Annotated in this window: 19 protein-coding genes, 1 tRNA gene and 2 pseudogenes; 3 read left to right on the forward strand and 19 right to left on the reverse strand. The window is 39.7% G+C overall.

What is annotated here, in order from left to right; translation table 11 throughout:
• Positions 1-3: 3 nt before the first annotated feature.
• The 9 genes from cstA to metK all read right to left on the reverse strand — a co-directional run bounded on the left by cstA (position 4) and on the right by metK (position 11,547).
• Positions 4-2,115 carry a pyruvate/proton symporter CstA gene (gene cstA, locus KUI_RS07095; RefSeq protein WP_013521618.1) on the reverse strand — a complete coding sequence of 704 codons (2,112 nt, stop codon included), beginning with the start codon at positions 2,113-2,115 and terminating at the stop codon, positions 4-6.
• Between the two features lie 84 nt (positions 2,116-2,199).
• Complete coding sequence (gene tcuB / locus KUI_RS07100; RefSeq protein ID WP_014840613.1) at positions 2,200-3,315, reverse strand: tricarballylate utilization 4Fe-4S protein TcuB; 1,116 nt, start codon at positions 3,313-3,315, stop codon at positions 2,200-2,202.
• The gene (gene tcuA / locus KUI_RS07105; RefSeq protein WP_014840614.1) at positions 3,299-4,702 is read right to left on the reverse strand and encodes an FAD-dependent tricarballylate dehydrogenase TcuA; all 1,404 of its coding nucleotides are present in this window, start codon (positions 4,700-4,702) and stop codon (positions 3,299-3,301) included. Before tcuA ends, tcuB begins: the two co-directional genes overlap by 17 nt.
• Entirely contained in the window at positions 4,686-5,759 is a 1,074-nt protein-coding gene (locus KUI_RS07110) for an AbrB family transcriptional regulator (protein ID WP_013521621.1), read from the reverse strand. Before KUI_RS07110 ends, tcuA begins: the two co-directional genes overlap by 17 nt.
• 1 nt (position 5,760) lies before the next feature.
• The gene (locus KUI_RS07115; RefSeq protein WP_013521622.1) at positions 5,761-7,281 is read right to left on the reverse strand and encodes a tripartite tricarboxylate transporter permease; all 1,521 of its coding nucleotides are present in this window, start codon (positions 7,279-7,281) and stop codon (positions 5,761-5,763) included.
• Entirely contained in the window at positions 7,278-7,721 is a 444-nt protein-coding gene (locus KUI_RS07120) for a tripartite tricarboxylate transporter TctB family protein (protein WP_013521623.1), read from the reverse strand. The genes KUI_RS07115 and KUI_RS07120 overlap by 4 nt, the downstream gene beginning before the upstream one ends.
• 66 nt (positions 7,722-7,787) lie before the next feature.
• Positions 7,788-8,789, reverse strand: a complete 1,002-nt coding sequence (locus tag KUI_RS07125; protein WP_013521624.1) for a Bug family tripartite tricarboxylate transporter substrate binding protein — start codon at positions 8,787-8,789, stop codon at positions 7,788-7,790.
• A 184-nt stretch (positions 8,790-8,973) separates the two neighbouring features.
• The gene (gene ahcY, locus KUI_RS07130) at positions 8,974-10,374 is read right to left on the reverse strand and encodes an adenosylhomocysteinase (RefSeq protein ID WP_014840615.1); all 1,401 of its coding nucleotides are present in this window, start codon (positions 10,372-10,374) and stop codon (positions 8,974-8,976) included.
• 12 nt (positions 10,375-10,386) lie between these two features.
• Positions 10,387-11,547: a methionine adenosyltransferase gene (gene metK / locus KUI_RS07135; RefSeq protein ID WP_013521626.1), complete on the reverse strand. Its 1,161-nt coding sequence runs from the start codon at positions 11,545-11,547 to the stop codon at positions 10,387-10,389.
• A 146-nt stretch (positions 11,548-11,693) separates the two neighbouring features.
• On the opposite strand from metK, the gene KUI_RS07140 reads away from it, so the two are divergent.
• Positions 11,694-12,599: a lysophospholipid acyltransferase family protein gene (locus KUI_RS07140; protein WP_013521627.1), complete on the forward strand. Its 906-nt coding sequence runs from the start codon at positions 11,694-11,696 to the stop codon at positions 12,597-12,599.
• On the opposite strand, the gene pyrE is transcribed toward KUI_RS07140, so the two are convergent.
• A complete protein-coding gene (gene pyrE / locus KUI_RS07145; RefSeq protein WP_013521628.1) occupies positions 12,596-13,252 on the reverse strand; it encodes an orotate phosphoribosyltransferase in 657 nt (218 codons plus the stop codon). The genes KUI_RS07140 and pyrE overlap by 4 nt on opposite strands.
• Before the next feature lie 61 nt (positions 13,253-13,313).
• Between pyrE and KUI_RS07150 the strand changes: the two genes are divergently transcribed.
• The gene (locus KUI_RS07150) at positions 13,314-14,114 is read left to right on the forward strand and encodes an exodeoxyribonuclease III (protein ID WP_014840616.1); all 801 of its coding nucleotides are present in this window, start codon (positions 13,314-13,316) and stop codon (positions 14,112-14,114) included.
• A gap of 41 nt (positions 14,115-14,155) precedes the next feature.
• On the opposite strand, the pseudogene KUI_RS07155 reads toward KUI_RS07150, so the two are convergent.
• The 5 genes and pseudogenes from KUI_RS07155 to KUI_RS07170 form a co-directional block, all read right to left on the reverse strand.
• Positions 14,156-15,694, reverse strand: a pseudogene (locus tag KUI_RS07155) (acetyl-CoA hydrolase/transferase family protein).
• Between the two features lie 26 nt (positions 15,695-15,720).
• The gene (locus KUI_RS07160) at positions 15,721-16,974 is read right to left on the reverse strand and encodes an AmpG family muropeptide MFS transporter (RefSeq protein WP_013521631.1); all 1,254 of its coding nucleotides are present in this window, start codon (positions 16,972-16,974) and stop codon (positions 15,721-15,723) included.
• A gap of 12 nt (positions 16,975-16,986) precedes the next feature.
• Positions 16,987-17,616, reverse strand: coding sequence for a methionine biosynthesis protein MetW (metW, locus tag KUI_RS08530; RefSeq protein WP_225972025.1), 630 nt, complete (start codon positions 17,614-17,616; stop codon positions 16,987-16,989).
• A pseudogene (gene metX, locus KUI_RS08535) lies at positions 17,602-18,735 on the reverse strand (homoserine O-succinyltransferase MetX); the annotation flags it as partial. The gene metW and the pseudogene metX, both read right to left, overlap by 15 nt.
• The gene (locus tag KUI_RS07170) at positions 18,735-19,577 is read right to left on the reverse strand and encodes a c-type cytochrome (RefSeq protein ID WP_014840617.1); all 843 of its coding nucleotides are present in this window, start codon (positions 19,575-19,577) and stop codon (positions 18,735-18,737) included. The gene KUI_RS07170 and the pseudogene metX, both read right to left, overlap by 1 nt.
• Positions 19,578-19,639: 62 nt before the next feature.
• On the opposite strand from KUI_RS07170, the gene KUI_RS07175 reads away from it, so the two are divergent.
• Positions 19,640-19,714 (forward strand) — tRNA-Arg (locus KUI_RS07175).
• Positions 19,715-19,740: 26 nt separating this feature from the next.
• Here the strand turns inward: KUI_RS07175 and KUI_RS07180 are convergent.
• Genes KUI_RS07180 through KUI_RS07195 form a run of 4 tightly spaced genes read right to left on the reverse strand, consistent with a single transcriptional unit; the run spans position 19,741 to position 25,897 of the window.
• Positions 19,741-21,024 (reverse strand): dicarboxylate/amino acid:cation symporter, encoded by a 1,284-nt coding sequence (locus tag KUI_RS07180; RefSeq protein ID WP_013521634.1) that lies wholly within the window; start codon positions 21,022-21,024, stop codon positions 19,741-19,743.
• Between the two features lie 46 nt (positions 21,025-21,070).
• The gene (locus KUI_RS07185) at positions 21,071-23,329 is read right to left on the reverse strand and encodes an arginine/lysine/ornithine decarboxylase (protein WP_013521635.1); all 2,259 of its coding nucleotides are present in this window, start codon (positions 23,327-23,329) and stop codon (positions 21,071-21,073) included.
• 59 nt (positions 23,330-23,388) lie between these two features.
• The gene (locus KUI_RS07190; RefSeq protein ID WP_014840618.1) at positions 23,389-25,236 is read right to left on the reverse strand and encodes an FtsX-like permease family protein; all 1,848 of its coding nucleotides are present in this window, start codon (positions 25,234-25,236) and stop codon (positions 23,389-23,391) included.
• On the reverse strand, positions 25,226-25,897 hold the full coding sequence (locus tag KUI_RS07195) for an ABC transporter ATP-binding protein (RefSeq protein WP_014840619.1): 672 nt from the start codon (positions 25,895-25,897) through the stop codon (positions 25,226-25,228). Before KUI_RS07195 ends, KUI_RS07190 begins: the two co-directional genes overlap by 11 nt.
• Positions 25,898-25,910 lie beyond the last annotated feature (13 nt).

Raw genomic sequence — 25,910 nt, forward strand, 5'->3', positions numbered from 1 at the left:
CTCCTATGGACGGGTAGCTTCAATAGGAAGTGGCTCATAAGGTATCTCAGCTGAATGTGGCTCCTTGCGTTTTAGAGCAGCTAAACTAGATTTAACAGCAAAGACTGCAATAGAAACAACCACAAGCATAAAGAACGCAGTCAAGAATCCGTCTAATCGATTATTGAAAATCACTCGCTCAACTTGCTCAGCAGTTTTGAAAGTACCTGATGCTACAAATGGTACATCAAGGAATTTCTCTTTTAGTGAGTTAGCAAGAGCAAAGAAACCGACCTTAGGATTATCAGAAAATACTTTTATCCATCCTGCATATAACGTAAAGATCATAAGAGCCACACTTGGAAATATAGCAATCCAAGCGTATTTCTCTTTCTTCATCTTGAACAAAACTACAGTACATAATAAAAGTGCAATGGCAGCCAGCATCTGGTTAGCGATACCAAATAGTGGCCATAAAGTATTAATACCTCCTAGAGGATCTACCACACCTTGGTATAAAAAGTATCCCCAAGCAATTACAACTAAAGCTGTAGCAATCAAATTCGCTGGCAATGAGTCCGTACGCTTCATACTTGGGCTAACTAATCCAAGTAAGTCTTGAAGCATGAATCGTGCAGAACGTGTACCAGCATCCACTGCTGTTAGGATAAACAATGCTTCGAATAGAATCGCAAAGTGATACCAGAAAGACATAGAACCTAGGAAGGATAAAGCCTTATGAAGGATAATAGCCATACCCACAGCAAGTGTCGGAGCACCTCCAGCACGAGAGATGATAGAACTCTCACCCACATCAACTGCATATTGATGAATAGTCTCAGGTGTAATTAAAAACCCTATATTTGACACTGTTTGAGCAGCTGCTACAGCTACATCTGCAGCACCGTCAGGATTTAAAAATGCTGTAGGGCTATTCATTACAAAATACACACCTGGATCGATGATCGATGCTGAAATCAAAGCCATTATCGCTACGAAAGATTCCATCAACATACCGCCATATCCAATTAAACGAGCGTGTGACTCATTTTGAAGCATCTTAGGAGTGGTACCTGAAGATATCAAAGCATGGAAACCTGATACAGCACCGCATGCAATAGTAATAAATAAGAACGGGAACAAATCACCCTTCCAAACTGGTCCTGTACCATCAACAAATTGTGTTAATGCTGGCATCTGCATCTCAGGTCGTACAAGTACAATACCTACCGCTAAAGCCATAATGGCCCCAATTTTAAGGAATGTTGATAAGTAATCACGTGGTGCTAAAAGCAACCACACTGGCAATACTGCTGCTACAAACCCATATACCACAAGGATGTAAGTTAAAGTTTTACCGTCAAAATCGAAATACTTAGCTAAATCTGGATTAGCAGCTACATCTCCGCCCCATACAATACCTAAAATTAATAAAACCATACCAATTAAAGATATTTCAAGAACTCTACCTGGGCGTATATAACGCAAATATACCCCCATGAATAAAGCTAGCGGAATCGTGTAGATAACTGTAAACGTACCCCAAGGACTATGAGTTAGTGCTTTGACTACAATCATAGCTAACACAGCTAAAATGATGACCATAATCATAAAGCATGCGACGAGAGCGATAATTCCAGGAATACGACCCATCTCAGCTCTACAAAGCTCACCCAAAGAACGACCATCACGACGAGTCGAAATAAACAGAACCATAAAGTCCTGAACGGCACCTGCAAACACAACACCTGCAAGAATCCAAAGCATACCTGGCAAGTATCCCATTTGAGCAGCAAGCACTGGTCCAACTAATGGTCCTGCACCTGCGATTGCAGCAAAGTGGTGACCAAATAAAACCGCCTTATTTGTAGGTACATAATCTAGACCATCGTTATGTCTCCATGCAGGAGTGTTACGTGTAGGATCCACCCCCAAAGCATTTCTAGCGATGTACAAACTGTAATATCGATATCCAATTAAATAAACGCAAATTGATGCGATCAAAACCCAAATAGCATTAATAGATTCACCTCTTTGAGAAACAGCGATATAACCAAGTAGGAATGCACCTAACACGGCTACGCCAAACCAAAGAATATGATTTATTATGCTGCTAGAACTTGATTTGGTATGCATAAAAAATCCTCTCAAAAAAATAACAACTTAATTATAGGATTTCCGAAATCCTTGTAAACAAAAGAAGATAAAGAAATACCCTAATTATTTACTAAGGTTTAACTCTTCCGTTGCGTTTTTGCTTAACGCAATAAACCTATAAAATCCATGAATAAATTTACTAAAAGGCATAGTTATAAAAAGTGTCAAAATAACACTTAAATGCACTGATAGCAAGGTTGGCAATGCATCTGTCATCCTAAAAAACATTAGAATCAAACCTGTCACGGCCGCTAAAAAAAGTAAAGCTATAAATGCATAATCCATTCCTAGATGCCTAGCATCACGTATTTCAGGGTTAGCCTTAAGCTTAAGAACAAAAAGTCCTGCAGTGCCTATTGTTAAGGATATACCTCCAAAAGTTCCAAGCAATTTTGGAAGACTTATAAAATCATAGGGTGCGTGTAGCCCAAAAAAGTAATGCATAATAGTGCCTGATGCAGTAGCGGCAAAACAAAGTATAAAGCCGTAAAACGTAGCATGATGAAAATATCTCCTCCACGGAGAAATATCATCACCTGGATACGTACAGCCTGTTTTAACATTGCCATGCAAATACTTAAGGCTAAAGGCTTCATGCATCGCTATTTTTAAGGAAGACCATGTAAAAATCCTCTCCCCTTTTTCGCATATATAATTTCTAAAGTTAATACAGCTCATAAATACAGACACCAACATCCATACAAATGCCAAGCCAAATAATAAAACTAGCATGGTATGCGATATATAACTGTAGAAATTATGAGTGTCTGTATATACATCTTCAAAAGTGGTGAACAGCAAAAACATTGCCAATAATAATACGAGCACTAAAGAACTTATCAAGCCGTGCTTTACAAAAAGAGAAGATAGGAAAGTAGGCATTGCAAATTCTTCATAAGACCTAGTACGCACCATGGAAAGTTGCTTAGGTATATTTACCCCGTACTCATGAGGAGGTGCAAACTGACAGGCATACAAACACTCACTACAGTTATGGCATAAATTGGCCAAGTAACTAATATCACTATCAGCAAAACTTAATCTTTTTTCCATAGCGGGAAAAACTGCACAAAAGCCTTCGCAGTATCTGCATGAATTACAGATACCAATCGATTTTTTAGTAAGATCCATAAGTTCGTTATGAGATAAGATTTTTTGCTCTTTAATTATTGACTGCATGCAATGCCGCTCCTTTGCCGGCAATTCTTCCAAACACTGTACCAATAGCCATTCCAAAGCCAGCCACATATCCTTGCGAGAGAATATTGCCAGCCATAATTTCACCAGCTGCAAATAGATTTTTCGCTAGGGTGCCATCCGACATGTGGACTTGAGCTTCCTTATTTACCTTAACGCCCATGTAGGTAAAAGTAATTCCTGTTGCGAGCGGATATGCATAATAGGGACCTGTTTCAATCTTCTGAGCCCAATGGGTTTTATTTATAGCCAATCCCTCTGTGTGACAATTATCTAAAATAGTATTGTCGAAAGTTCCCTGCACTACTGCATCGTTATACGCATTCACTGTATCGATAGATTTTTGTACTGGAAGCCCCAAAGCTTCAAATAATTGTGGCAATGAGTCCGCCTTTATTGACGGAAACACTGATGGCATAAATCGACCTATAATCTTCTGATCGATAATACTGTAGGCAATTTGATCGGGTTGTTTAGCAACTAAGCGACCCCAAATTGCATAACGTTTTGGCCAAAAATCCTCACCTTCATCGTAAAATCGCTCTCCGTTTTTATTTAGAACAATTCCTAATGAAACACAATCGACACGAGTTACGATTCCGCCGTCATATAGAGGGGATCTAGCATCGATGGCAACAGCATGACCTTGTGTTGGGTCACCTATTATTTGAGCTCCATTTCTTTGGAGCTCTTTAATCATCCTTCCATGATTAAATCGTGTGCCTCTGATTAAAAAAATTCTAGCAGCTGGACCCCAAGCTTCCTCAAGCCATTCACGATTGGATTCAAAACCTCCACTTGCTATTACATATGCCTTAGCCTTAAGTTTGCGTTCGCTATCATTGGTTTTTACTGTCACAGATAGACATTCGCCATTTTGTACATCCAGAAGAATGGCTTCTGTCTCATAAAAAATATCTACACCTAATTTTTCAATCTCCTTGAAATATGCATTTACAAGGGCTTTCCCGCCTCCCAAAAAGAAGGCATTTGTCCTACCCAATTGAAGCGTACCACCAAGTGAAGGTTGAAATCTAACACCATGCTCTCTCATCCATTTGGTACAGGTCACTGTAGATTTAATAACGAAACGAGCCATGTCTTCATTTGTTTGACCCTTTGTAACTCTAAAAACATCATCAAAAAATTCGTCTTCTGTATAGCTGTCAGTCAAAACATCCGTTGGGGCATCATGCATACTCCTAATATTTCTAGTGTGACTGCTATTTCCACCTCTCCACTCTTTTGGGGCCGATTCTAAGATGGCAATACTTCTGGCACCATGCTCATAGGCAGATATGGCGGAGCAAAGGGCAGCATTGCCAGCACCGATAACTATCACATCATAGAATTTATTGTTTTGATCCATAATCTAATTTTGAAGATAATTGTTTTGATAAAAGTTTATAAATTGGTCTTGCAAGTAACAGTACAGCAATTAGCCTGACTATCTGAAAGGCGACTACTACAGGTGCTCCAAGATTAAGATCTTTTGCGGTAACCGCCATCTCAGCCAAACCGCCAGGACTCATACCTAGGATTAAAGTTTCTAATGCGTAATGCGATGGAATACTGATGACGTATGCAAGCATTGCCATAATAGAGACATATATAACAATTACGGCAGCCATCACAGCAACAAATTTGGGAGCTTGCTTAAAAAAATGAGGTTTAAAGTTGCTCCCCAATGCCCATCCAAGCAGAACCTGCCCCAGTCTTTGAGCCTCAATGGGTACGTAGCTCAAATGAATATCAAAACTAGTTAAAAGAGCAGAAAAAAACATAGTTCCCACAAACCAACTGTTAGGAAAATTGAACTTTTGCAATATAAAACCAGATACTACAGCACCCGCTATTAAAAGGAAAAATTTATAACTTATATCAGTAATATATGTTTTATGAGGCAGATTTACCCCAAAATCTTGTAAATCGCCATGAATACCAAGATATTGATAAATAAAAGGTATGAGTACAACTACTGTGAGGATTCTAAAACTATGAGCCGATGCAATAAGTGGCAGATTTCCGTCAGTATTTCTTTCAGCAATGACCACCATTTCACTCGCTCCTCCTATAGTCGAAGCATAATATGAAGTAGCATAATTTTGATTGGTAAATTTATAAAGTATCCATGCACCTAAGAGACCTAGTAGTACTGAAAAAAAACTTGCCAATATAATGAAAAATGATTGGTTTAAAAGTACGCTATTTACTTGAGGTGTAAAGTAAAGACCAACTGAAACACCTACCAGAAGCTGGCCTGCTTTTCTGAATGCTGGATGAAAAGCATTGTTTAATCCGTTTATACGACATGCGGCAGTTATAAACAATGCACCTAACATCCAAGGAATTGGCAATCCTAATTCATAAGCTAAAAATGAACCTAATAACGCTATGAAAAAACTTAGGATATATCTAAGAAACATATTAATTTGCAGGAGCGTTTTGACCACCTAGTACTTTTTTGAGAATCGGAGGAACAATAATAACACCAGCAGCCAATACCCAAAGTCCAATTGTAATAGGGCTAGAGAACAAGATTGATATGTCACCTTGTGATATAGACATTGCTCTCCTAAGATTTTGCTCCATTAGAGTTCCTAGCACTACACCAAGCACCATCGGGGCTAATGGCACATCAAGTTTTCGTAATAAATATCCAATCAAACCGATGACTACAACCGCAACCAAATCAAATGTAGTGGAATTAAGTGCATAGACACCAACGAAACTTATTGCCAAAATACTTGGAACTAACAACCAAGATGGTGTTCTAAGCATAGCAGCAAACACTCTCACAAGTGGAATGTTCATTATCAGAAGAATTAAGTTAGCTAAGAACAGGGAGGCGATAAGACCCCACACTAGTTCAGGTGAGGTTTCAAAAAGAACTGGTCCTGGAGTTATGTTATATAAGGTCAATGCTCCCATCATGACTGCAGTTGTGCCTGAGCCAGGAACGCCTAGTGTGAGCATAGGGATAAAGGAACCTGTAGCGGCAGCATTATTAGCTGCTTCTGGAGCACACAACCCTCTGAGATCGCCCTCACCAAAACATGCATTCGGATCTCTTCCTGAAATTAATTTTTTTTCGTTTGCATAGGCTACTGCTGATGCGACACTAGCCCCAGCACCAGGAAGCACACCAATAAAAAATCCAGTAATGGAACTTCTTAATGTGGTCCATGTTGTTCTAGCTAGCTCAGATAAATTAAATATTTTTCTATCTGATTTTGGAACATCTACTGATTTACCTTTAAGCAGATTTTCAAGCATCTGAAGCATTTCGGATACAGCAAATAATCCAATAACAACAACAACGAAATCCATACCATCATCTAGATTTGGAATTTCAAATGTATAGCGATAAACACCAGAAGTTGGATCCACACCAATAGTTGAAATTGACAATCCTATAAGGGCAGAAATCATACCTTTAATAGGTCTATCCCCCAATAAACTAGTGAGAGCAGAAAATGCAAATACCATAAGTACAAAATACTCTGCTGGTCCAAATGCAGCGGCCCAGTTCGCTAATAGCGGAGCTAGTAATACTATTCCGAAGATAGCAACTATAGATCCGACAAACGATGCCCATGCTGAAAGAGATAAAGCCACGCTTGCAAGTCCTTTGCGAGCTAGAGGGTACCCATCAAGTGTAGTCATAACAGCTGCAGCTTCGCCTGGAACATTAATTAAAATAGACGAAATCCTGCCACCATATTCAGCACCAACATAAACTGCGGCTAACAGAATAAGTGATGTTTCAGGAGGAAGGTTCATGGTGTAGGCAATAGGTATAAGCATCGCTACACCATTAATAGGTCCCAATCCAGGCAAAAGTCCAACTACTGTACCTATAAATGCACCAATAGCTGCTACAACAATATTTGTAAATGACAGAGCAACTGCCATGCCCAAGCCAAGATAATGAAGAACATCATTCATAGAAAGCCCTCCAAAACTCCAGCAGGGAGCACAACATCTAATGCTAGGTCAAACAATAAAAATAAGATAATAGATAAACCCACACCACCAAAAAAAGAATATAGCCAACTGCCCCCAAAGAGCCTACCAACTAATGTGACCATAATTAAAGTGGATAATAAAAAACCTAAAGGTTGGAAGACAAAAGCATACAAAAATAGAACTGCAATCATAGAAAATATGCGTGCAGAACTCCCTTTGGGATTAGGAGGAACAGGATTACCTCCTTTGATTATGAGTACAAGACCACAAATCGCTAAAAAACCAGATAATAAAAGTGGAAATACTTTAGGTCCTATGGGTTCATAAGAAAATTCAGAATTCATACCATAGCCATGGTAGGCCATAAATGCTGCTAATGCGATAGCAAAAATACCCAGTATCCTATCGTTTAAAGCCATATCTATCTCTAAAAATAAGAGGCAACCACAACATGTGATTGCCTCAGGTTACATCAAAGTAATTAATTATTTTTTAATAAGTCCGAAAGAGTCTGCTAATTCTTTATAGTAAGCAGATCTTTCTTTTACGAATTTATCTAATTCAGCACCAGTTTTTTCGAATGGGAATAAACCTTGAGATTCTTGAATTTTCTTGAACTCAGGTGTTTTATATAAAGCTTGGAATTTATCCTCCCAATATTTGAACTGTTCATCAGTAACTTTTGGAGGTAAATAGAATCCACGAATAACAGGCCATTGAATATCATAACCTTGCTCTTTTGCGGTAGGGATATTATTTAGGCGACCATCCATGCGTTTATCTGAGAAAACAGCAAGTATACGAAGAGGAGCTCCACCATCGATTAATGTAGATGCCTCTGCAAGACCTGAGAGCAATACGTCAACGTGATTACCTTGGAGGGCTGTAGCAGCTTCACCACCACCTTCAAAAGCAACGAAACGCATATTTTGATAATCTACACCAGCCTGTTTAGCAGTAAGAGCTGCTGTCATCCAATCCTGTCCACCGATAGTGGCACCAGCTGCGAACACTACTGCCTTCGGATCAGCTTTAAGTGCATTAATCAAGTCACCTAAGTTTTGGAATTTAGAATCTTTGTTAACGATAATCGCACCATAATCAGTACCTACTGTAGCCAACCAACGCACATCATCGACTGTATAACGACCAAATTTGCCTTGGGCAATATTTAATAATGAACCACCTGAGAAAGCAACAATCGCATTATTATCGTCTGCTTTTTTAGAAATAATATTGTTATAAGCAACTGCACCTACACCGCCTGGCATATAAACTGTACGAATTTGCTTATCGATAATTTTAGTTTGAGCAAAGCCATTTACCGCAACACGACAAGTTAAATCAAAACCACCGCCTGGTTTAGCTGGTGCAACACACTCAGGACGTTTAGGTTCTGCATTATCTGCTGCTTGCACTGAAACTAAAGAAGTGATAGCTAAAGCACCAACAAACAATGAATTTAGAAGTTTTACAGATAGGTTCATAAAATCTCCAAAAAGATATATATACAAATTTATGTAAATTGTAAGACTATACTCACAACTATCTCTTAGGGAAAACCTTATAAAAATTTATAAAAAAATCTGTAAAAAAAGGCATGATGTACAAAAAAGCGATTAGAAATTTCTAATCGCCCAAATAACTCTATTAGAACATCAATATTTAAAATCAGTATCGGTAGTGATCAGGCTTATAAGGTCCATCCACCTCTACTCCAATATATTTTGCTTGTTTTTCAGATAACTTAGTAAGATTTGCATTTAACTTTTTAAGATGTAATCTAGCAACCTTTTCGTCTAAATGTTTTGGCAATACACTAACTGACCCTTTTTTATAATTTTCACCTTTAGTAAATAACTCGATTTGAGCAATAGTTTGGTTAGTAAAAGAAGCTGACATAACAAATGATGGATGACCAGTAGCACAACCAAGATTAACAAGACGCCCTTTAGCTAAAAGAATAATTCGCTTACCATCAGGGAATATCACATGATCAACCTGAGGCTTGATTTCCTCCCACTGTAGATCTGAAAGAGACTCCACATCGATTTCATTATCAAAGTGACCGATATTACATACAATCGCCTCGTTTTTCATGGACTCCAAATGCTTGCGTTCAATTACGTGATAATTACCGGTGGCAGTAACGAAAATATCCGCTTTCTCCGCAACTTCGTCGATAGTTACGACACGGTACCCTTCCATGGCAGCCTGAAGTGCACATATGGGATCAATTTCGCATACCCAGACCTGAGCCTTTAGTGCAGATAAAGCTTGAGCACAACCTTTTCCAACATCTCCAAAACCAACGACTACTGCGGTTTTGCCAGCTATCATGACATCAGTTGCACGCTTAATGCCATCTACCAATGATTCACGGCAACCATACAAATTATCAAACTTAGATTTAGTAACCGAATCATTCACATTAATAGCTGGAAATTGCAATTCGCCCCTAGCACTCATTTGATATAGTCTATGAACTCCTGTAGTGGTCTCCTCGGTCACGCCCTTAATGTGTTTGATTCTCTTAGAATACCAATTCGGATCCTCTTGAAGTTTAGCTTTAATAGTAGCATATAAGACTCGCTCCTCTTCACTTGTAGGGTTGGCAATGCACTCTGGCTCACCCTCAGCACGAGTTCCTAAATGCAATAAAAGAGTAGCATCTCCCCCATCATCAAGAATCATATTTGCAAATCCCTGATCCTCAGGCCAGTTAAAAATTTCGTGCGTATAACTCCAATACTCTTCTAATGATTCACCTTTTACAGCAAATACAGGTATTCCACTTTCTGCTATAGCAGCCGCAGCATGATCCTGCGTAGAAAATATATTGCAAGATGCCCAACGAACCTCAGCACCTAATTCGACTAAAGTCTCAATCAAGACGGCAGTTTGAATTGTCATGTGTAAACTTCCAGCAATTCGTGCCCCCTTAAGTGGTTTTGAAGAGGAAAATTCTTCTCTTGTAGCCATAAGTCCAGGCATCTCATGCTCGGCAATAGAGATTTCCTTACGACCCCAATCTGCCAATCCGATATCTGCGATTTTGTAATTTGCGTTCATATAAACTCTTTTTTAAATAGCTGATTTAAGTAGTTGCACTTTATCTGTAGCCTCCCATGAAAATTCAGGTTCAGCACGACCGAAATGTCCGTACGCAGCAGATTTGCTATATATCGGACGTAGCAGATTTAACATCTGCACAATGCCACGCGGTCTTAAATCAAAATGTTCACGAACTAACTTAGCAATTTCTGAATCAGGAATAACACCCGTCCCTTCAGTGTATACGGTAATATTAATAGGTTCGGCCACTCCAATTGCATAACTAACCTGAATTTGACACTGACGTGCAAGCCCAGCCGCCACAATATTTTTAGCTACATAGCGAGCAGCGTAAGCAGCGGACCTGTCAACCTTAGAGGGATCCTTTCCTGAAAATGCCCCTCCACCATGTGGGCATGCTCCACCATACGTATCAACTATAATTTTTCGCCCAGTTAGACCACAATCCCCTTGAGGTCCACCTATTACAAATTTTCCTGTAGGATTTACGAAAAATTTTGTTTTTGGCGTAATCAAACCATCGTCAAATGAAGGCTTGATAATCTCTTCAATTACAGCTTCCTTAATGGTGTCTTGGGAAATTTCTGGGTGATGCTGGGTTGATAAAACTACAGCATCAACCTCTACTGGTTTACCATCTACGTATCTAAAAGTAACCTGCGATTTAGCATCGGGTCTAAGCCAGTTAATAACACCACTTTTGCGTAATTCGCTTTGCCGCTGAACAAGCCTGTGAGCATACCAAATCGGAGCTGGCATAAGATCAATGGTTTCATCGCATGCGTAGCCAAACATAAGCCCCTGGTCACCTGCTCCCTGATTTAAAATCTCCTCCTCGGAGCGATCAACTCCTTGAGCGATATCAGGTGATTGCTTATCGTATGCAACTAATACTGAGCAACCCTTATAGTCAAGACCGTAGTCTATATTATCGTAGCCAATTCGTTTAATAGTATCTCTGGCAATATCAATGTAACTCACATTTGCGTTACTTGTAATTTCACCTGCAAGTACGACTAAACCAGTATTGCATAAAGTTTCCGCAGCAACGCGGGCATTTGGGTCCTGCTCCAGAAGAGCATCCAAAATGGCATCAGAGATTTGGTCGGCGATTTTGTCGGGATGACCTTCAGAAACAGATTCAGAAGTAAAAAGAAATTCAGAAGTCATAATGCGTCCTTAAAAATAGACGCCAAGTAGCAATAAAATATGCTGTGACGCTTTAGCGGATTAGAAAGCCCCGCAATTTGTCATTAACTCGGCATTAAAATGGAAATGAAATTATAACCCCATTGTCATAAAAACGAAAACTATCTATGACTAAACAAGTTGAAAATTCTTTTAAATACCGACTATACGAAAAAATATTCAAATTAATTGCTGGACTTAGTGATAGTCAGAGACTTAAATTAGGTGGTTTTTTGACAGGCATTGCCAAACCATTAGCAAAAAAAAGACTACATGTGGCTCGTCGAAATTTAGAGATATCCAATCCAAACTCAACCACTGACCAAATTAACGATCTCACAGACAGGCACTTTAGGCTTGTAGTTCAGTCGTATATTGACAGAGCTGTGCTTTGGTATGGTAGCGAAGTGCAAATTAATGAAATGGTGACTCTTAAAGGCGATAAACATTTAAAGGCGTATTTTAAAGAAGAAAATCCTGTGCTCGTGCTAGGACCACATTTTGTTGGTCTTGATGCAGCGGCTACTATTATGACTTCAAAATTTCCCAAGGGAGCGACGATGTATGGTAAACAGTCAGATCTTGTTATGGATGCAATCGTTAAAAAAGGACGTGCTCGATTTAATGATGTTCAATTACTTAGTCGGCAGGATGGAGTTAAAAAACTAATAAGGCTTATTAAAGGCGGATATCCTCTTTATTACCTACCCGATATGGATTTTGGTCTGAAAGATTCAATATTTGTCCCGTTTTTTGACGTTCCGACAGCGACCTTAACTAGTACAGTTCAACTAGTTCGAAACTTTGATATGAACGTTTTATTCGTTTACTCTTCGTTGGATATTAACTCTGGAAAATATGAAGTGGAGATATTGCCACTTAACAAAAATTTATTTTTAGAAGGGACGATTGAGGAGGCTACTTCAAGATTTAATCTTATGCTTGAAGACTGGATACGCAAAGACCCAGCTCAATATTACTGGGTCCATAAAAGATTTAAAACTAGACCAGAGGGTCATAAGAGCATCTATTAAGAAATACCGTACTGCTTGCGATAAGCTTCTACATCATCTTGATGTGATTTAAACTCAGGTGACTCTTTGATTACATCCATAATATCGTTTAAATTTGCAATGCTCACGACTGGTATGCCGTAAATTTGCTGAACTCTTTGGACTGAAGAACTTGCTGACAGCTCACTATCATATCCTGAACGTTCCATGCGATCGAGGGCAATAAGCACACCTGCGGGCTTAGCATGTGCACTTTGAATAATATTTACGGATTCTCTAACCGACGTGCCTGCAGTAATTACGTCATCGATTATGATTACGTTTCCACTTAGAGGAGCACCTACAAGAGTCCCACCCTCTCCATGGTCCTTAGCTTCTTTACGATTAAAGCAGAAAGGAATAGGTTTTGAAATTTTTTGACTGATGGCAATGGCGGTCGCCGCAGCCAACGGAATACCTTTATATGCAGGTCCAAAAATCATATCGAATTTTATTTCGGAATCGAGCAAAGCTTGGGCATAGAAATTAGCTAATTTAAACAATGATTCACCGTTATTGAACAGGCCAGCATTGAAAAAGTAAGGGCTTAGGCGACCAGATTTAGTCTGAAACTCGCCAAATTTAAGTACACCCTCATTAAGTGCAAACTTCACGAATTCCTTACTTTGCGACATAATAGCTCCATTCAAAAATTTTAGTAAACTAAATTTTAACCATATTTTATTGGATTAATTTGTGCTCAGAATAACTAGCTTAAATGTTAATGGGCTGAGATCAGCTTTTAATAAAGGTATTGTGCAATGGCTTTCAATTTGTAAGCCAGACATAGTGTGTTTGCAAGAAATAAAAATTAGTGCAGAAGATTTAACGGACTCATTGCGTAGTCCTTTAATTTACAAAAGCGAATTCAATCATGCTGAACGCAAAGGATATAGTGGGGTCGGGATTTATCTTAGAGAGGAATTGGATTCTGCTTATTTTAAGCACGGCATTGAAAATAAAGAGTTTGATCCCGAAGGTCGTGTTTTAAGTGTTTACTTTAAAAATTTGACCGTCGTAAGTGCATATCTTCCATCAGGCTCTAGCGGTGATGAGAGGCAACGAGCAAAATTCAGGTTTTTAGATTCCTTTGGTCCTTGGATTGATGCGATGATGCGTGATCATGTTGAGACTGGGCATGAGTACGTTATTTGTGGCGATTGGAATATGGCTCATAAGGAGATAGATTTAAAAAATTGGAAGTCTAATCTAAAAAACTCTGGCTTTACTCCTGAAGAACGCGAATGGATGAATGATTTGTTGGAGAGGCGAGGTTTTGTAGATGTTTTTCGAAGATTGTGTATGGAAGCGGACCAATACACGTGGTGGAGCAATCGTGGTCAAGCGTGGGCTAAAAATGTAGGATGGAGAATTGACTACCAGATTGCAACGCCAGGCATTGCCACCCTAGCTAAGCATGCAGAGATTTATAAGGGGCAACGCTTTTCAGACCATGCCCCTCTTACGATCGATTATGACTTTGAGATTTCTAGATGATTTTTGTGTGACCGCCTAGATAATATCAACTCAAGTTCAAACTACTTCTTCATCGTACCTTTTTTCTCGTAGTTATCGTGCCAGCTCAATGCTTCGGACAAGATATGAGGTGTGTGACGTGGTCTATCCTGTGCCTTCGCACGATTAAAGTAGTCCCAAAGTTGCTCTTTATAGTCAGGGTGTGCACATTTTTCGATAATTAGTGCAGCCCTTTGCGACGGGTTTAATCCTCTAAGATCTGCAAGTCCCTGCTCCGTAACTATAATCTGCGTATCGTGCTCGGTGTGATCGTGGTGTGAGACCATAGGTACGATGGCCGAAATCGCACCGTCTTTGGCGATTGAAGGGCGAACAAAGATTGATACAAAGCTATTACGAGTAAAGTCGCCTGATCCTCCGATACCGTTCATCATACCGCTACCCATAATATGAGTGGAGTTCACATTTCCGTAGATATCCGCTTCAATCATACCGTTTATGGCAATAACTCCGAGACGTCTAATCAATTCAGGGTGATTACTAATCTCTTGAGTACGTAAAATAATACGTTCACGATAAAAGTCGATATTGTCATTGAATTCTTTTAAACCAGAAGGGCTTAAGGATAAAGCAGTAGCAGAAACTGATGTCATTTTTCCAGACTTAATCAACTCCAACATACCATCTTGAATTACTTCAGTATATGAAGTCAGATTTTCGAAATGCCCATGTTGCAAACCCGCAATTACTGCGTTCGATACATCACCTACTCCTGATTGAAGTGGCAATAAATTTTTAGGAAATCTACCTTTAGCTACTTCTTCATCGAAGAATTTCAGGATATGGCCAGCAATAGCTTTCGCAACGTCGTTAGGCTCACTGAAATTATTCACCCTATCAAAATCGTTGGTTTCTACTATACCTATGATTTTTTCTGGAGGACAGATATAGTGTGGCACACCGATACGTTGATCTGGTTTTGTAAGCATAATCGGCTTACGATTTGGAGGAATTGCAGTACCATAGTAGATATCGTGCATACCATCAAGCTTTTCATTCAAAGCGTAATTCACTTCCAAAATCACATGGTCAGCTTGGTCAATCCATGTTTTGTTATTACCTACTGAACCAGCTGGAACTAAAGTACCATCTTCATTAATTGCAGTAACTTCAATTACTGCGATATTAAGTTTGCCTAAGAACCCAAATCATGCTTGCTGTGCCACATGAGAAAGGTGAATATCCATATAAGACATCTCACCCGAATTAATTTTCTTTCTACAAATTGGGTCGGATTGATATGGCAGGCGCATATTAATGCCATCAACTTCAGCCAATACTCCATCTAATTCGGGAGCTGTAGAAGCACCAGTCCAAACATTGATTTTGAATTTTGTGCCTGAATCGTTTAGAGCACGAATTCTTTTTGCCAATGCTGCAGGTATTCTTTTTGGATAACCAGAGCCTGTAAATCCACTCATACCGACTGTCGAGCCTGCTGGTATGAGCTCAGCCGCTTCTTCTGCAGACATTACTTTTGATTGAAGCGACTTATTACGAATACGTGAAAGTGATTCAAATGGTTCATTACTTGATGTCATGATAGTTCCTCAAATTACTGATAGGCTTAATCTAAACTGATAGCCTTGATACGATTTCTTTGAAAATATAATAGCACTAATCCAGGAAGGGCAATTATGGCAGTTATAACGAAAAACTGTGCCCATCCAAAATACTCAACCAATGGTGGCGTTAAGGGTCCTGCAAGAAATACTCGGCCCACCGACGACAAAGCTGTAAGCAGTGCAAACTGTGTTGCTGTAAATTTAATATTACATAGCCCCATAATCAGTACAACAAATGCAGCAGTCCCCATACCGCCTGTGAAATTTTCCAAACCGACAGCCAAAGCCATTATAGGAAGACTTTTTCCAGTAATAGCAACCAAGGCATACATCAAATTTGATACAGATTGTAGGATTCCAAAGCTCATTAAGGATTTGTACAAACCAAGTTTGTTTAACAGGGCTCCACCTAGCAGTGCTCCAAAAATCGAGCTTAGAACAGCAAGGATTTTATTAACCCAGCCCACTGTTTCGGCTGCAAAACCTGCACCTCGAATCAAAAAGGTAGTCGAAAGTGCCCCTGCGAATGAATCACCAAGCTTATATAAAACTATAAGCAATAATATGGCAATAGCTTCTTTTCGTGAAAAGAAATCTACTAATGGATTAATAAATGCCTCAGCCAAAGACCTTGGGGGAGAAATATCTTTAACTTCAGGAGAAACTGCTGTGATAACTGCAAATACAAACATCAAGACACCCATCAATTGATATGTCGCCTGCCAACCCAACCATCTTTCGGCTATTACGATGGCAAAGCCACCTGACACAATCATACCAATTCGGTACCCTAATGTCCTGATAGCAGCTCCATGAGCCTTTTCATCCGATTCGAGGACTTCAGTGCTGTATGCATCAAACGCAATATCCTGAGTTGCGGACAAGAAAGCTATTACAGTTGCAATTATGGCAATATACTTAAGCTCCTGCCCAGGATTAAAAAATCCCATACATATAAGACATATACCCAGCAAAACCTGAGTCAATGCCATCCACCCTCGTCTTCGACCAAAAAGTGGCGGAGCGTATCTGTCAATAAAAGGTGCCCACAAGAATTTAAAAGTATAAGCGGTTCCAACTAATGTAAGAAAACCTATAGATTTAAGGCTTACACCTGAGACAGTAGCCCATGCTTGCAAAGTCCCACCTGTCAAAGCAAGAGGTAAACCGCTCGCAATGCCTAAGAACAAAAGTGGCAATACCCTTGGGTTTAAATAGTTTTTAAAATTTGCTTGTTTGCTACTTGGTTTATCCATAAGTTTAATGTTTTACGTTTCGAAGTAGTATAGAGCTAAACTGCTCCTCCAGCCTGGTAAAAAACTAATTTCAGCGTTATCCCTATATGTGACTCTTTGAAGGATTTTAAGTCCGAGCTTTTCAGAGAGTCTCTCAAAATCATATAGTGTACAAAGGTGTATATTTGGCGTGTTATACCATTCATATGGCATTTGACCAGTAACGGGCATACGTCCATTCATAATTGACCACCAATGAGACCAATGACCAAAGTTTGGAAAAGACACAACTCCCCGCCTAGCTACTCGTGCCATTTCCAAAAGAATGGTCTCGGTGTTTTTCATTGATTGCAATGTCTGCGAGAGAACAACTACATCAAACTGCTTATCATAGAAAAACTCCAATCCACTTTCAAGGTTTTGTTGAACAACTCGAACCCCCTTAGATACAGCAGAAGCAAACTTCTCATCGTCAAATTCAACACCTAAACCATTTACACCTTTTACTTCCTGTAAATACTGCAATAACAAACCGTCACCACATCCTAGGTCAAGAACTTTCTCCATTGGGTTTATCCAACTTGCAATTTGTTTAAGGTCTTGCCTTTCTAATACTGGAATTTTTTTGTGAGGACTTTGCTTTTGAATTATTTCCTCATGGATTTCTTCAAAATAATTTCTTACTACTCTATGATATTTTTCATCTGAAAGTAGAAAAGCATCATGCCCGTGAGGAGCATCAATTTCCGCATATGTGACAGATTTGCCAGCCTTTAGAAGAGCTTTCACTAATTTACGTTTATTTTCAGGGGGAAATCTCCAGTCCGTTGTAAATGATATGGCTAGGAATTTCGCTTTAACTGGCTCTAGTGCACTTTCTAGACTGCCATTGCCATGAGTTTTAGCTGGATCGAAATAGTCAAGGGCCTTTGTGGTCAAGAGGTATGAATTAGCATCGAAATATTTGCTGAATTTTTCTCCCTGATATCGGAGATAAGACTCAACTTGAAATTCCACATCGTAGTCATAGTTATAGTTACTATTTGTACGACGTTCACGCCCAAACTTTTCGGTCATATCATCGTTAGACAGATAAGTTATGTGACCAATCATCCGTGCAACTGATAAACCATTTTTAGGCCTTGATTCATGTTCAATGTAGTGACCGTCATGAAAATCAGGATCCGTGATTATTGATCTCCTAGCAACTTCATTGAAGGCAATGTTTTGTGCGGAAAGCCCTGTAGTACTTGCTATTACGATGCAATGTTCGACTCTTTCTGGCAATTGTATTGCCCAAGTAAGAGCTTGCATGCCCCCAAGTGAACCTCCCATAACAGCAGCAAATTTCTTTATGCCAAGTCTATCTGCAACACGAGATTGTGCATTGACCCAATCCTCTACTGTTAATATTGGAAATGTAGACCCCCACGGTTTCCCAGTTTTGGGATTTATGCTCTTAGGACCTGTAGAACCAAAGCATGAACCGAGATTGTTAACACCTATTACAAAGAATTTATCAGTATCAACAGGTTTACCAGGTCCAACCATATTGTCCCACCAACCGACATCTTTTGGATTGTCTTCATAGACACCTGCAACGTGATGTGATGCATTAAGTGCGTGACATATTAATACAGCATTAGTGGCAGAGGGATTTAACTTGCCATATGTTTCAATGGCAAGTGTAAATGAGTTTAGGGATTGCCCACTCGATAACTCTAATGTATCTTCAAATTGAAGGTATTCTGGCTTAGAAACCAGAATAGAGTTATTAGACATTATTGAGAGATAGTTTCAACCTTTTCGGATGTTGACTCTTTGATAGCATCAATTTTGTCACCAGCAGCATCCTTCATAGCATCGTATTTTTCTTTTGCTGAATCAACCGCTTCTTCAGTCTTTTCAACTGCTTTATCTTTGGCTTCTTCTACTTTTTGTTCAGAAGATTTAGGTTGTTCTGGAGCTGGAGCCGATGCATCTGCTGGGGCTGGAGCCTCTGATGGTTTTTCTTCAGCTGATGGAGACGTACCATCTGCAGGCGCTACACTTTCAGCTGGTGCAGGAGGGGTTGTACCATCTGCAGGTGCCGTTCCTTCTGAAGGAGTTGCACCCTCAGCAGGTTTTTCTTCAGTTGCTGGAGCTGCTGGCTCTTCCCAGCCCGCGCCAGCTTGATTAGCCATATAGACCACACCTCGTTGCACTTCTAAATCTGACAACTTAGCATCACCTCCTTTAGCAGGCATAAGATTAAATCCACCTAAAGCGTGCTGAAATAGCGTATCTTTACCTTTGGCAATGCGAGGCCCCCAAGCACCAGCATCCTTAAATAAGGGTGCACCTGAAAGACCTGCGTCATGACAGGAGAAACAGATTCTTTTATAAACACCTTCACCAGTTAATGGCTCCCTAGGACCATCATCTGCAGGTGCAGATTCTACTAAGTTATATCTTGCGATAGGGGCAATTCTATCTTCAATAGCCTCAGCAGTCATAAGTGCAGGGTCTGTACCTCCACCATTCAATGCACGGATAAGAATAATGATTAAAAGTACTGGTATCGCTAAAACAAATACCAATAATTTAAATGTTTGACTTGATTTGTTGGAGTGACTAGTACTCATACAATATCCTAGTGAACCTAAAAAATAAAATTATAATAGATATTGCTCAAATAATAATTTTTCACACCGTAGTTCAATGGATAGAATTAGAGTTTCCGAAGCTCTCGATGCAGGTTCGATTCCCGCCGGTGTGGCCACTTTGTTAGTAACTCTCTGGAGGAGTTCATTGCCACCTAGTGGTATCAAGTAGTTTTTCACTTTTTGATACTGCTACTACTCCAGACAAATCTCCCACTACATTCATCGAGGTGCGTCCCATATCAAGTAGTGCATCAATACCTAAAATCATACCGTAAGCTACAGAAGCGGGCGTACCTGCATCCACCTTAATTCCAACCGACTCAAGAACCATAAGAAGCATGATAGCTCCAGCCCCTGGAACTCCCGCCGTCCCAACAGAAGCTAAAACTGCAGTCATAACAATAGTGAGCTGTTGTGATAAATCAAGATCAAATCCTATAGAGTTGGCAATGAACATAGCACATACGCCTAAGTAAATCGTAGTACCATCCATATTTATGGTAGCCCCAACTGGTAAACCAAACCCATAAATACTTTTAGGCACACCCATATTTTCTGCAGCTTCAATAGAAACAGGAAGTGTCGCTCCTGAAGAACGTGTCACAAACGCAGTAATCATCGGATTTCGGACTTTGTTCAAAAACTTAACAGGACTAATTCCCATTAGTAAACACACACCAAAATATACGACTAAAACCTGCAAAATCAGACCTATGTAAACGCTTGCTGTCACACTTAATAGAGGCCCAAAACCTGCAGCACCATGTTTAGAAAACACAATAAATATCAAAGCAAATACACCGAATGGTGCGTACTGCATAATCCATGAAACTATGCGGAACATAATGTGACTTACACCATCTATGAACTCATATACGGTTTGAGATGATTTGCTTAAAAGTTCATCTTTACTATCTTTACCGTATGCAAGTGCAATCCCGAAAAGCAAGCAAAAGAAAATAATTGAGAGTACATTTCCTTTTGCAAAAGCTTCCATAGGATTTGTTGGAATGATATTAAGGAAAATAGAGCTTAATGAAGGAGTTTTAGCTTCTATAGTTTTGCCTTCAGCTCCTGCAAAATCAAGACCCACACCAGGCTCAAGAATATGACCAGATAGCAGACCTATAACGATTGCAAATAGTGAAGTTACAAGATAGAAAATAACGATTTTTCCACCGACACGACTAAGGTGCGAGGGTGAAATCGTACTCGCCCCTACAATAAGCGTGCATGCAATGACTGGAACCATAATCATCTTAAGCAAGCGGACAAATATATCCCCGAATGGCTTTAAAAACGCAACCATGTCTGCATTATTTTGAAAGATAATGCCTGCAACAGACCCTAGTAACAAACCGATGAGAATTTTATATAGTAAATTGAACCTAAAATAAGCAGTAAAAACACCCTTGATAGCTGACATAAATTAGACTCCTTACAATTTCAATTTGGCTATTATGACATACAAATCAATCAATTAAACAGTCTACGTAGTAGTGGATTTCCCCATTTGGCAATGTTTCCGTACCCAATCCATGAACCATAGTCTCAAACCCTGGGAATTCCACGTTAAATTCGCAAACGAATTTCAAATACTGAACAATTGTTTTATTAAATTTTTCGCCAGGAATTAAAAGTGGAATACCTGGAGGATATGGTGTTAGCAAAACCGCAGTAACTCGTCCTTCTAGCTCATTGATATCAACTCTCTCAATTTGTCTTCGAGTCATTTTGTTATAAGCATCTTTAGGTCTCATTGCTGATTCAATTTCACTTACATAAACTTCAGTGGTAATACGAGCCAGGTCCCGATGATGATATGCTTCGTGCAGTTTTTGGCATAAATCCCTTAACCCGAAAGATTCATACATTGGATACTGCTTAATAAAATCAGGCATACTCCTCCAGAGAGGCTGATTTTTATCGTAGTCATCTTTGAACTGTTGAAGTGATGTAAGCAATGTATTCCATCGCCCTTTGGTTATGCCTATCGTAAACATAATGAAAAAGCTGTAAAGACCAGTTTTTTCAACCACAATTCCATGTTCAGTTAAATACTTGCTAACAAGTGAAGCAGGTATACCTGACTCTTCAAAAGTACCATCGATTTCCAGTCCTGGAGTTACGATTGTTGTCTTAATCGGGTCTAACATCGTAAACCCTTCAGTTATGTTGGCAAAGCCGTGCCAGTCAGCATCAGGCTCAAGTAGCCAGTCCCCTTGCCAACCGATATCTTCTTGTACTAAACGAGGTGGCCCCCAAACTTTGAACCACCAATCGTCCTTACCGAATTCAGATGCAACCTTACGCATTGCCCTACGGAAATCCATGGATTCACGAATGCTTTCTTCCACAAGTGCTGTTCCACCAGGTGGCTCCATCATCGCAGCAGCCACATCGCATGAGGCAATGATTGCGTATTGAGGCGATGTTGACGTGTGCATAAGGAAAGATTCATTAAAAATATTTCTATCTAATTTACGTGATTCAGAATCCTGAACAATAATTTGAGATGCCTGAGAAATTCCAGCAAGCATTTTATGTGTGGAATGGGTAGCATAAATTATCGCCTCTTTGCTCCTAGGTCTATTTGCCCCAATGGCATGCATGTTAGTGTAAAACTCATGAAAGGCTGCATGAGGAAGCCATGCTTCATCGAAGTGAAGATTTTCCATTGTGTCGCCAAGCTTTTCCTTAATCATCTCGACGTTGTAAAGAATGCCATCATACGTACCTTGAGTGAGAGTTAGGATACGTGGTTTTTTCTTAAGTTCATCAGAAATAAACGGGTTATCTTCTATTTTCTTTTTTATATTTTCAGGCTCAAATTCTGACAAAGGAATTGGACCAATAATACCAAGATGATTTCTAGTTGGTCTAAGAAAAACAGGAATGGCACCAGTCATAGTTATGGCATGGAGTATAGACTTATGACAGTTTCTATCGACCACGACAATGTCGTCCTCGGCTACATTGCCATGCCAAACGATTTTGTTAGAAGTTGAAGTGCCGTTAGTCACGAAATAGCAATGGTCTGCATGAAAAATACGAGCTGCATTTATCTCAGATTTAGCAACTGGTCCAGTGTGATCTAGTAGCTGTCCTAGCTCTTCAACCGCATTGCATACGTCCGCACGGAGCATATTTTCGCCAAAAAATTGATGGAACATCTGACCAACAGGACTTTTAAGAAACGCAACACCACCTGAATGCCCAGGGCAATGCCATGAATAAGAACCATCATGTGCGTATGAAACTAACTCCCTGAAAAATGGAGGAGCGAGCGTGTCCAAATAACTTTTCGCCTCATGAATAATATGTCGGGCAACAAATTCTGGAGTGTCCTCGAACATATGAATAAATCCATGTAGCTCTTTTAGTATATCGTTCGGAATATGCTCTGAAGTACGGGTCTCGCCGTGCAAATAAATTGGTATATCCTCATTTCTAAATCGTAATTCATTTATAAACGAACGAAGGTTACGAATCGCCTCTGCAACATCCTGAGGAGAGTCAGATTCAAATTCCTCATCATCAATCGAAAGAATAAAAGCAGAAGCCCTACTTTGCTGCTGAACGAAGGAGGTCAAATCTCCGTAACTAGTAGCTGGCAATACCTCCCAACCCTCTTCTTCAATCGCATCAGCCAATGCCCGTATACCAAATCCAGAAGCACTATCAGATCTAAAGTCCTCATCGATAATTACAATTGGAAAACGAAATTTCATAGCATCTCCGAAATAAAAAAAAGGACTGACACGAAATCAGTCCCTTAATTTTAAAGAATTTACAGATATTTTAAAGTATCCTTTTTACTTATTATGTAAGCAGGAATTATGCTTACTATAAGCCCTAAAATAACTGTTCCTATGGCAATATAAATAGGTAACTCATAGAAATCAACTGGCATAAATACTGCTGTTTTATCCCTAGTTAGACTACTAACCGTAGCAAATGCAAGCATACCTAATGCATACCCAATTATGCCGCCAAGTATTATGATGAAACCGTTTTGTATTAGGCTAATTCTAAGAAGCTGACCTCTAGATGCACCTAAAGTTTGTAAAACCGCACGTTCTCTCATTCGTGTTAGGCTTGATAAGTACATAGTTAGAAGAACCAATGCCAATGCAGTCAGAATTAAGAACCCACCTACGTAGTACCAAAATTTCTCACCTTGCCCCATTAAAGAGAACAATTGAATGATATTTTGTGCAGGGAATATTAACTGTGCTTCTTTGTTAGATTGAAACTCTTGAGCAAGTTTCATAGCTTCACCATAACCAGCTGGCTGAACAAGAATTGCAGTTACTTCTCCAGTCGTAGCTGCATTATTGCCATCATTAACGTAGATAGGATTCACGTCATTTTTAGCAGCTTTGTCTAAGGTCATTCCGCCATCATGGTCATGATCGTGTTCATGATCGTGCCCTTCATGGTCATGATCGCGGTCGTCATGTGCATCATGGTCATGATCGTGTTCATGATCGTGCCCTTCATGGTCGTGCTCATCGTGGTCGTCGTGTGCATCATGGTCATAATCGTGTTCATGATCGTGCCCTTCATGATCGTGCTCATCGTGGTCGTGAGCTACATCACCTTCATGGTCATGATCGCGGTCGTCATGTGCATCATGGTCATGATCGTGTTCATGATCGTGTTCATGATCGTGCTCATCGTGGTCGTGAGCTACATCACCTTCATGGTTATGATCGTGGTCGTCATGTGCATCATGGTCATGATCGTGTTCATGATCGTGCCCTTCATGGTCGTGAGCTACATCACCTTCATGGTTATGATCGTGGTCGTCATGTGCATCATGGTCATGATCGTGTTCATGATCGTGCCCTTCATGATCGTGCTCATCGTGGTCGTGAGCTACATCACCTTCATGGTCATGATCGTGGTCGTCATGTGCATCATGGTCATGATCGTGTTCATGATCGTGTTCATGATCGTGCCCTTCATGATCGTGCTCATCGTGGTCGTGATGATGATGGTGATGTGCGTGAGCCTCCCAAATAGATCTCATGTCAGTAAGAATAGCTTGGTCATATGGACCATCAACTTTATTCAAAATACCAACTACAGTATATAAATTGTCATGCTGATGTGATGAATGCTCAGAAAATCCGTGAATAGTTTTGAAAGTATCTCCAATTTTAATATCAGTTAATTCAACTACGCCACTTCCAACAACAGCTTCAAATGGTTTATCCCAAATTCTACCTTCTTTTAAGGTCATCCATTTTTCACCACCTTTTTTTGGTGAGTAATTAAAAATATCCGTAGAAGTACCAACTAACCTAAACCCTCGGTAGTTATCCCCATATCCAAGGGGTATAGCCATATTTACTAATTTATTTGCCTTAAGATCAGTTAAAACTTTTTGAGGAATATTACCTATAGGTCGATCTTGCAAAAACACAGTATTCAAAAGTAGCTGATTGATACCACCCTTAGCTCCTACAACTTGTGGGAATGGCTCCGTCGCCTTAACCAATCCGCCATGAATTCCCTGATTTAACGATACAAAGAAAACCGAAGCTGCAATCGATAAAGCAATAAGAATAATAAGAAGTATCGTTTGAAATGGCTTATGAAAAAGCTCTTTAAGACTTATTTTACTCAGCATGTTGCACCCCGTGAGTCAAACTAATTTCTTTGTTAAAGCGTGATCTAATTTCAGGATCGTGTGTAGAAATTAATAAAGTTGCACCGTTTGCATTAGCATAATTAATAAGCATATCCATGATATTGCTTGAAGTTTCCCTATCCAAACTTGCACTCGGTTCATCAGCCAAAATAAGTTTTGGTTTTTTTATTAGAGATCTAGCAATGGCAACCCTTTGCTGCTGACCTTGTGATAATTGTGCAGGTTTTTTGTGACCCATATTTGCAAGGCCCATATTAGAAAGCATATCCTTCACTTCATTTTTGACCTTATCAGTCAGTTTTATACCAGCAAAATATGCACCAGTCAGAATATTATCAAAAGCAGATAACGACGGAAGTAGGCTTAAAGTTTGTAAAACATATCCTATGTTTTTGCCACGCCAATTTGATAAAAACTCTGGTGATTGATCGTTTAACTTAACTCCATCAATACTAACTGATCCAGTTGTAGGTTTAGTTAATCCAGATAAAATGTGAAGAAGAGTTGATTTACCAGATCCGCTTGGGCCAACAAGAGCCCACTGCTCAGCATCTGCGATTTCTAATTTAGGGAGCGTCAATGCTCGCACAATCCCCTGTCCATCGGGGTAGTCTTTGGTAAGGTCACTAATTGAGATCATGATACTTTATATC

Source organism: Taylorella equigenitalis ATCC 35865, from assembly GCF_000276685.1.
In the GTDB taxonomy this organism is placed as follows: Bacteria; Pseudomonadota; Gammaproteobacteria; order Burkholderiales; family Burkholderiaceae_B; genus Taylorella; species Taylorella equigenitalis.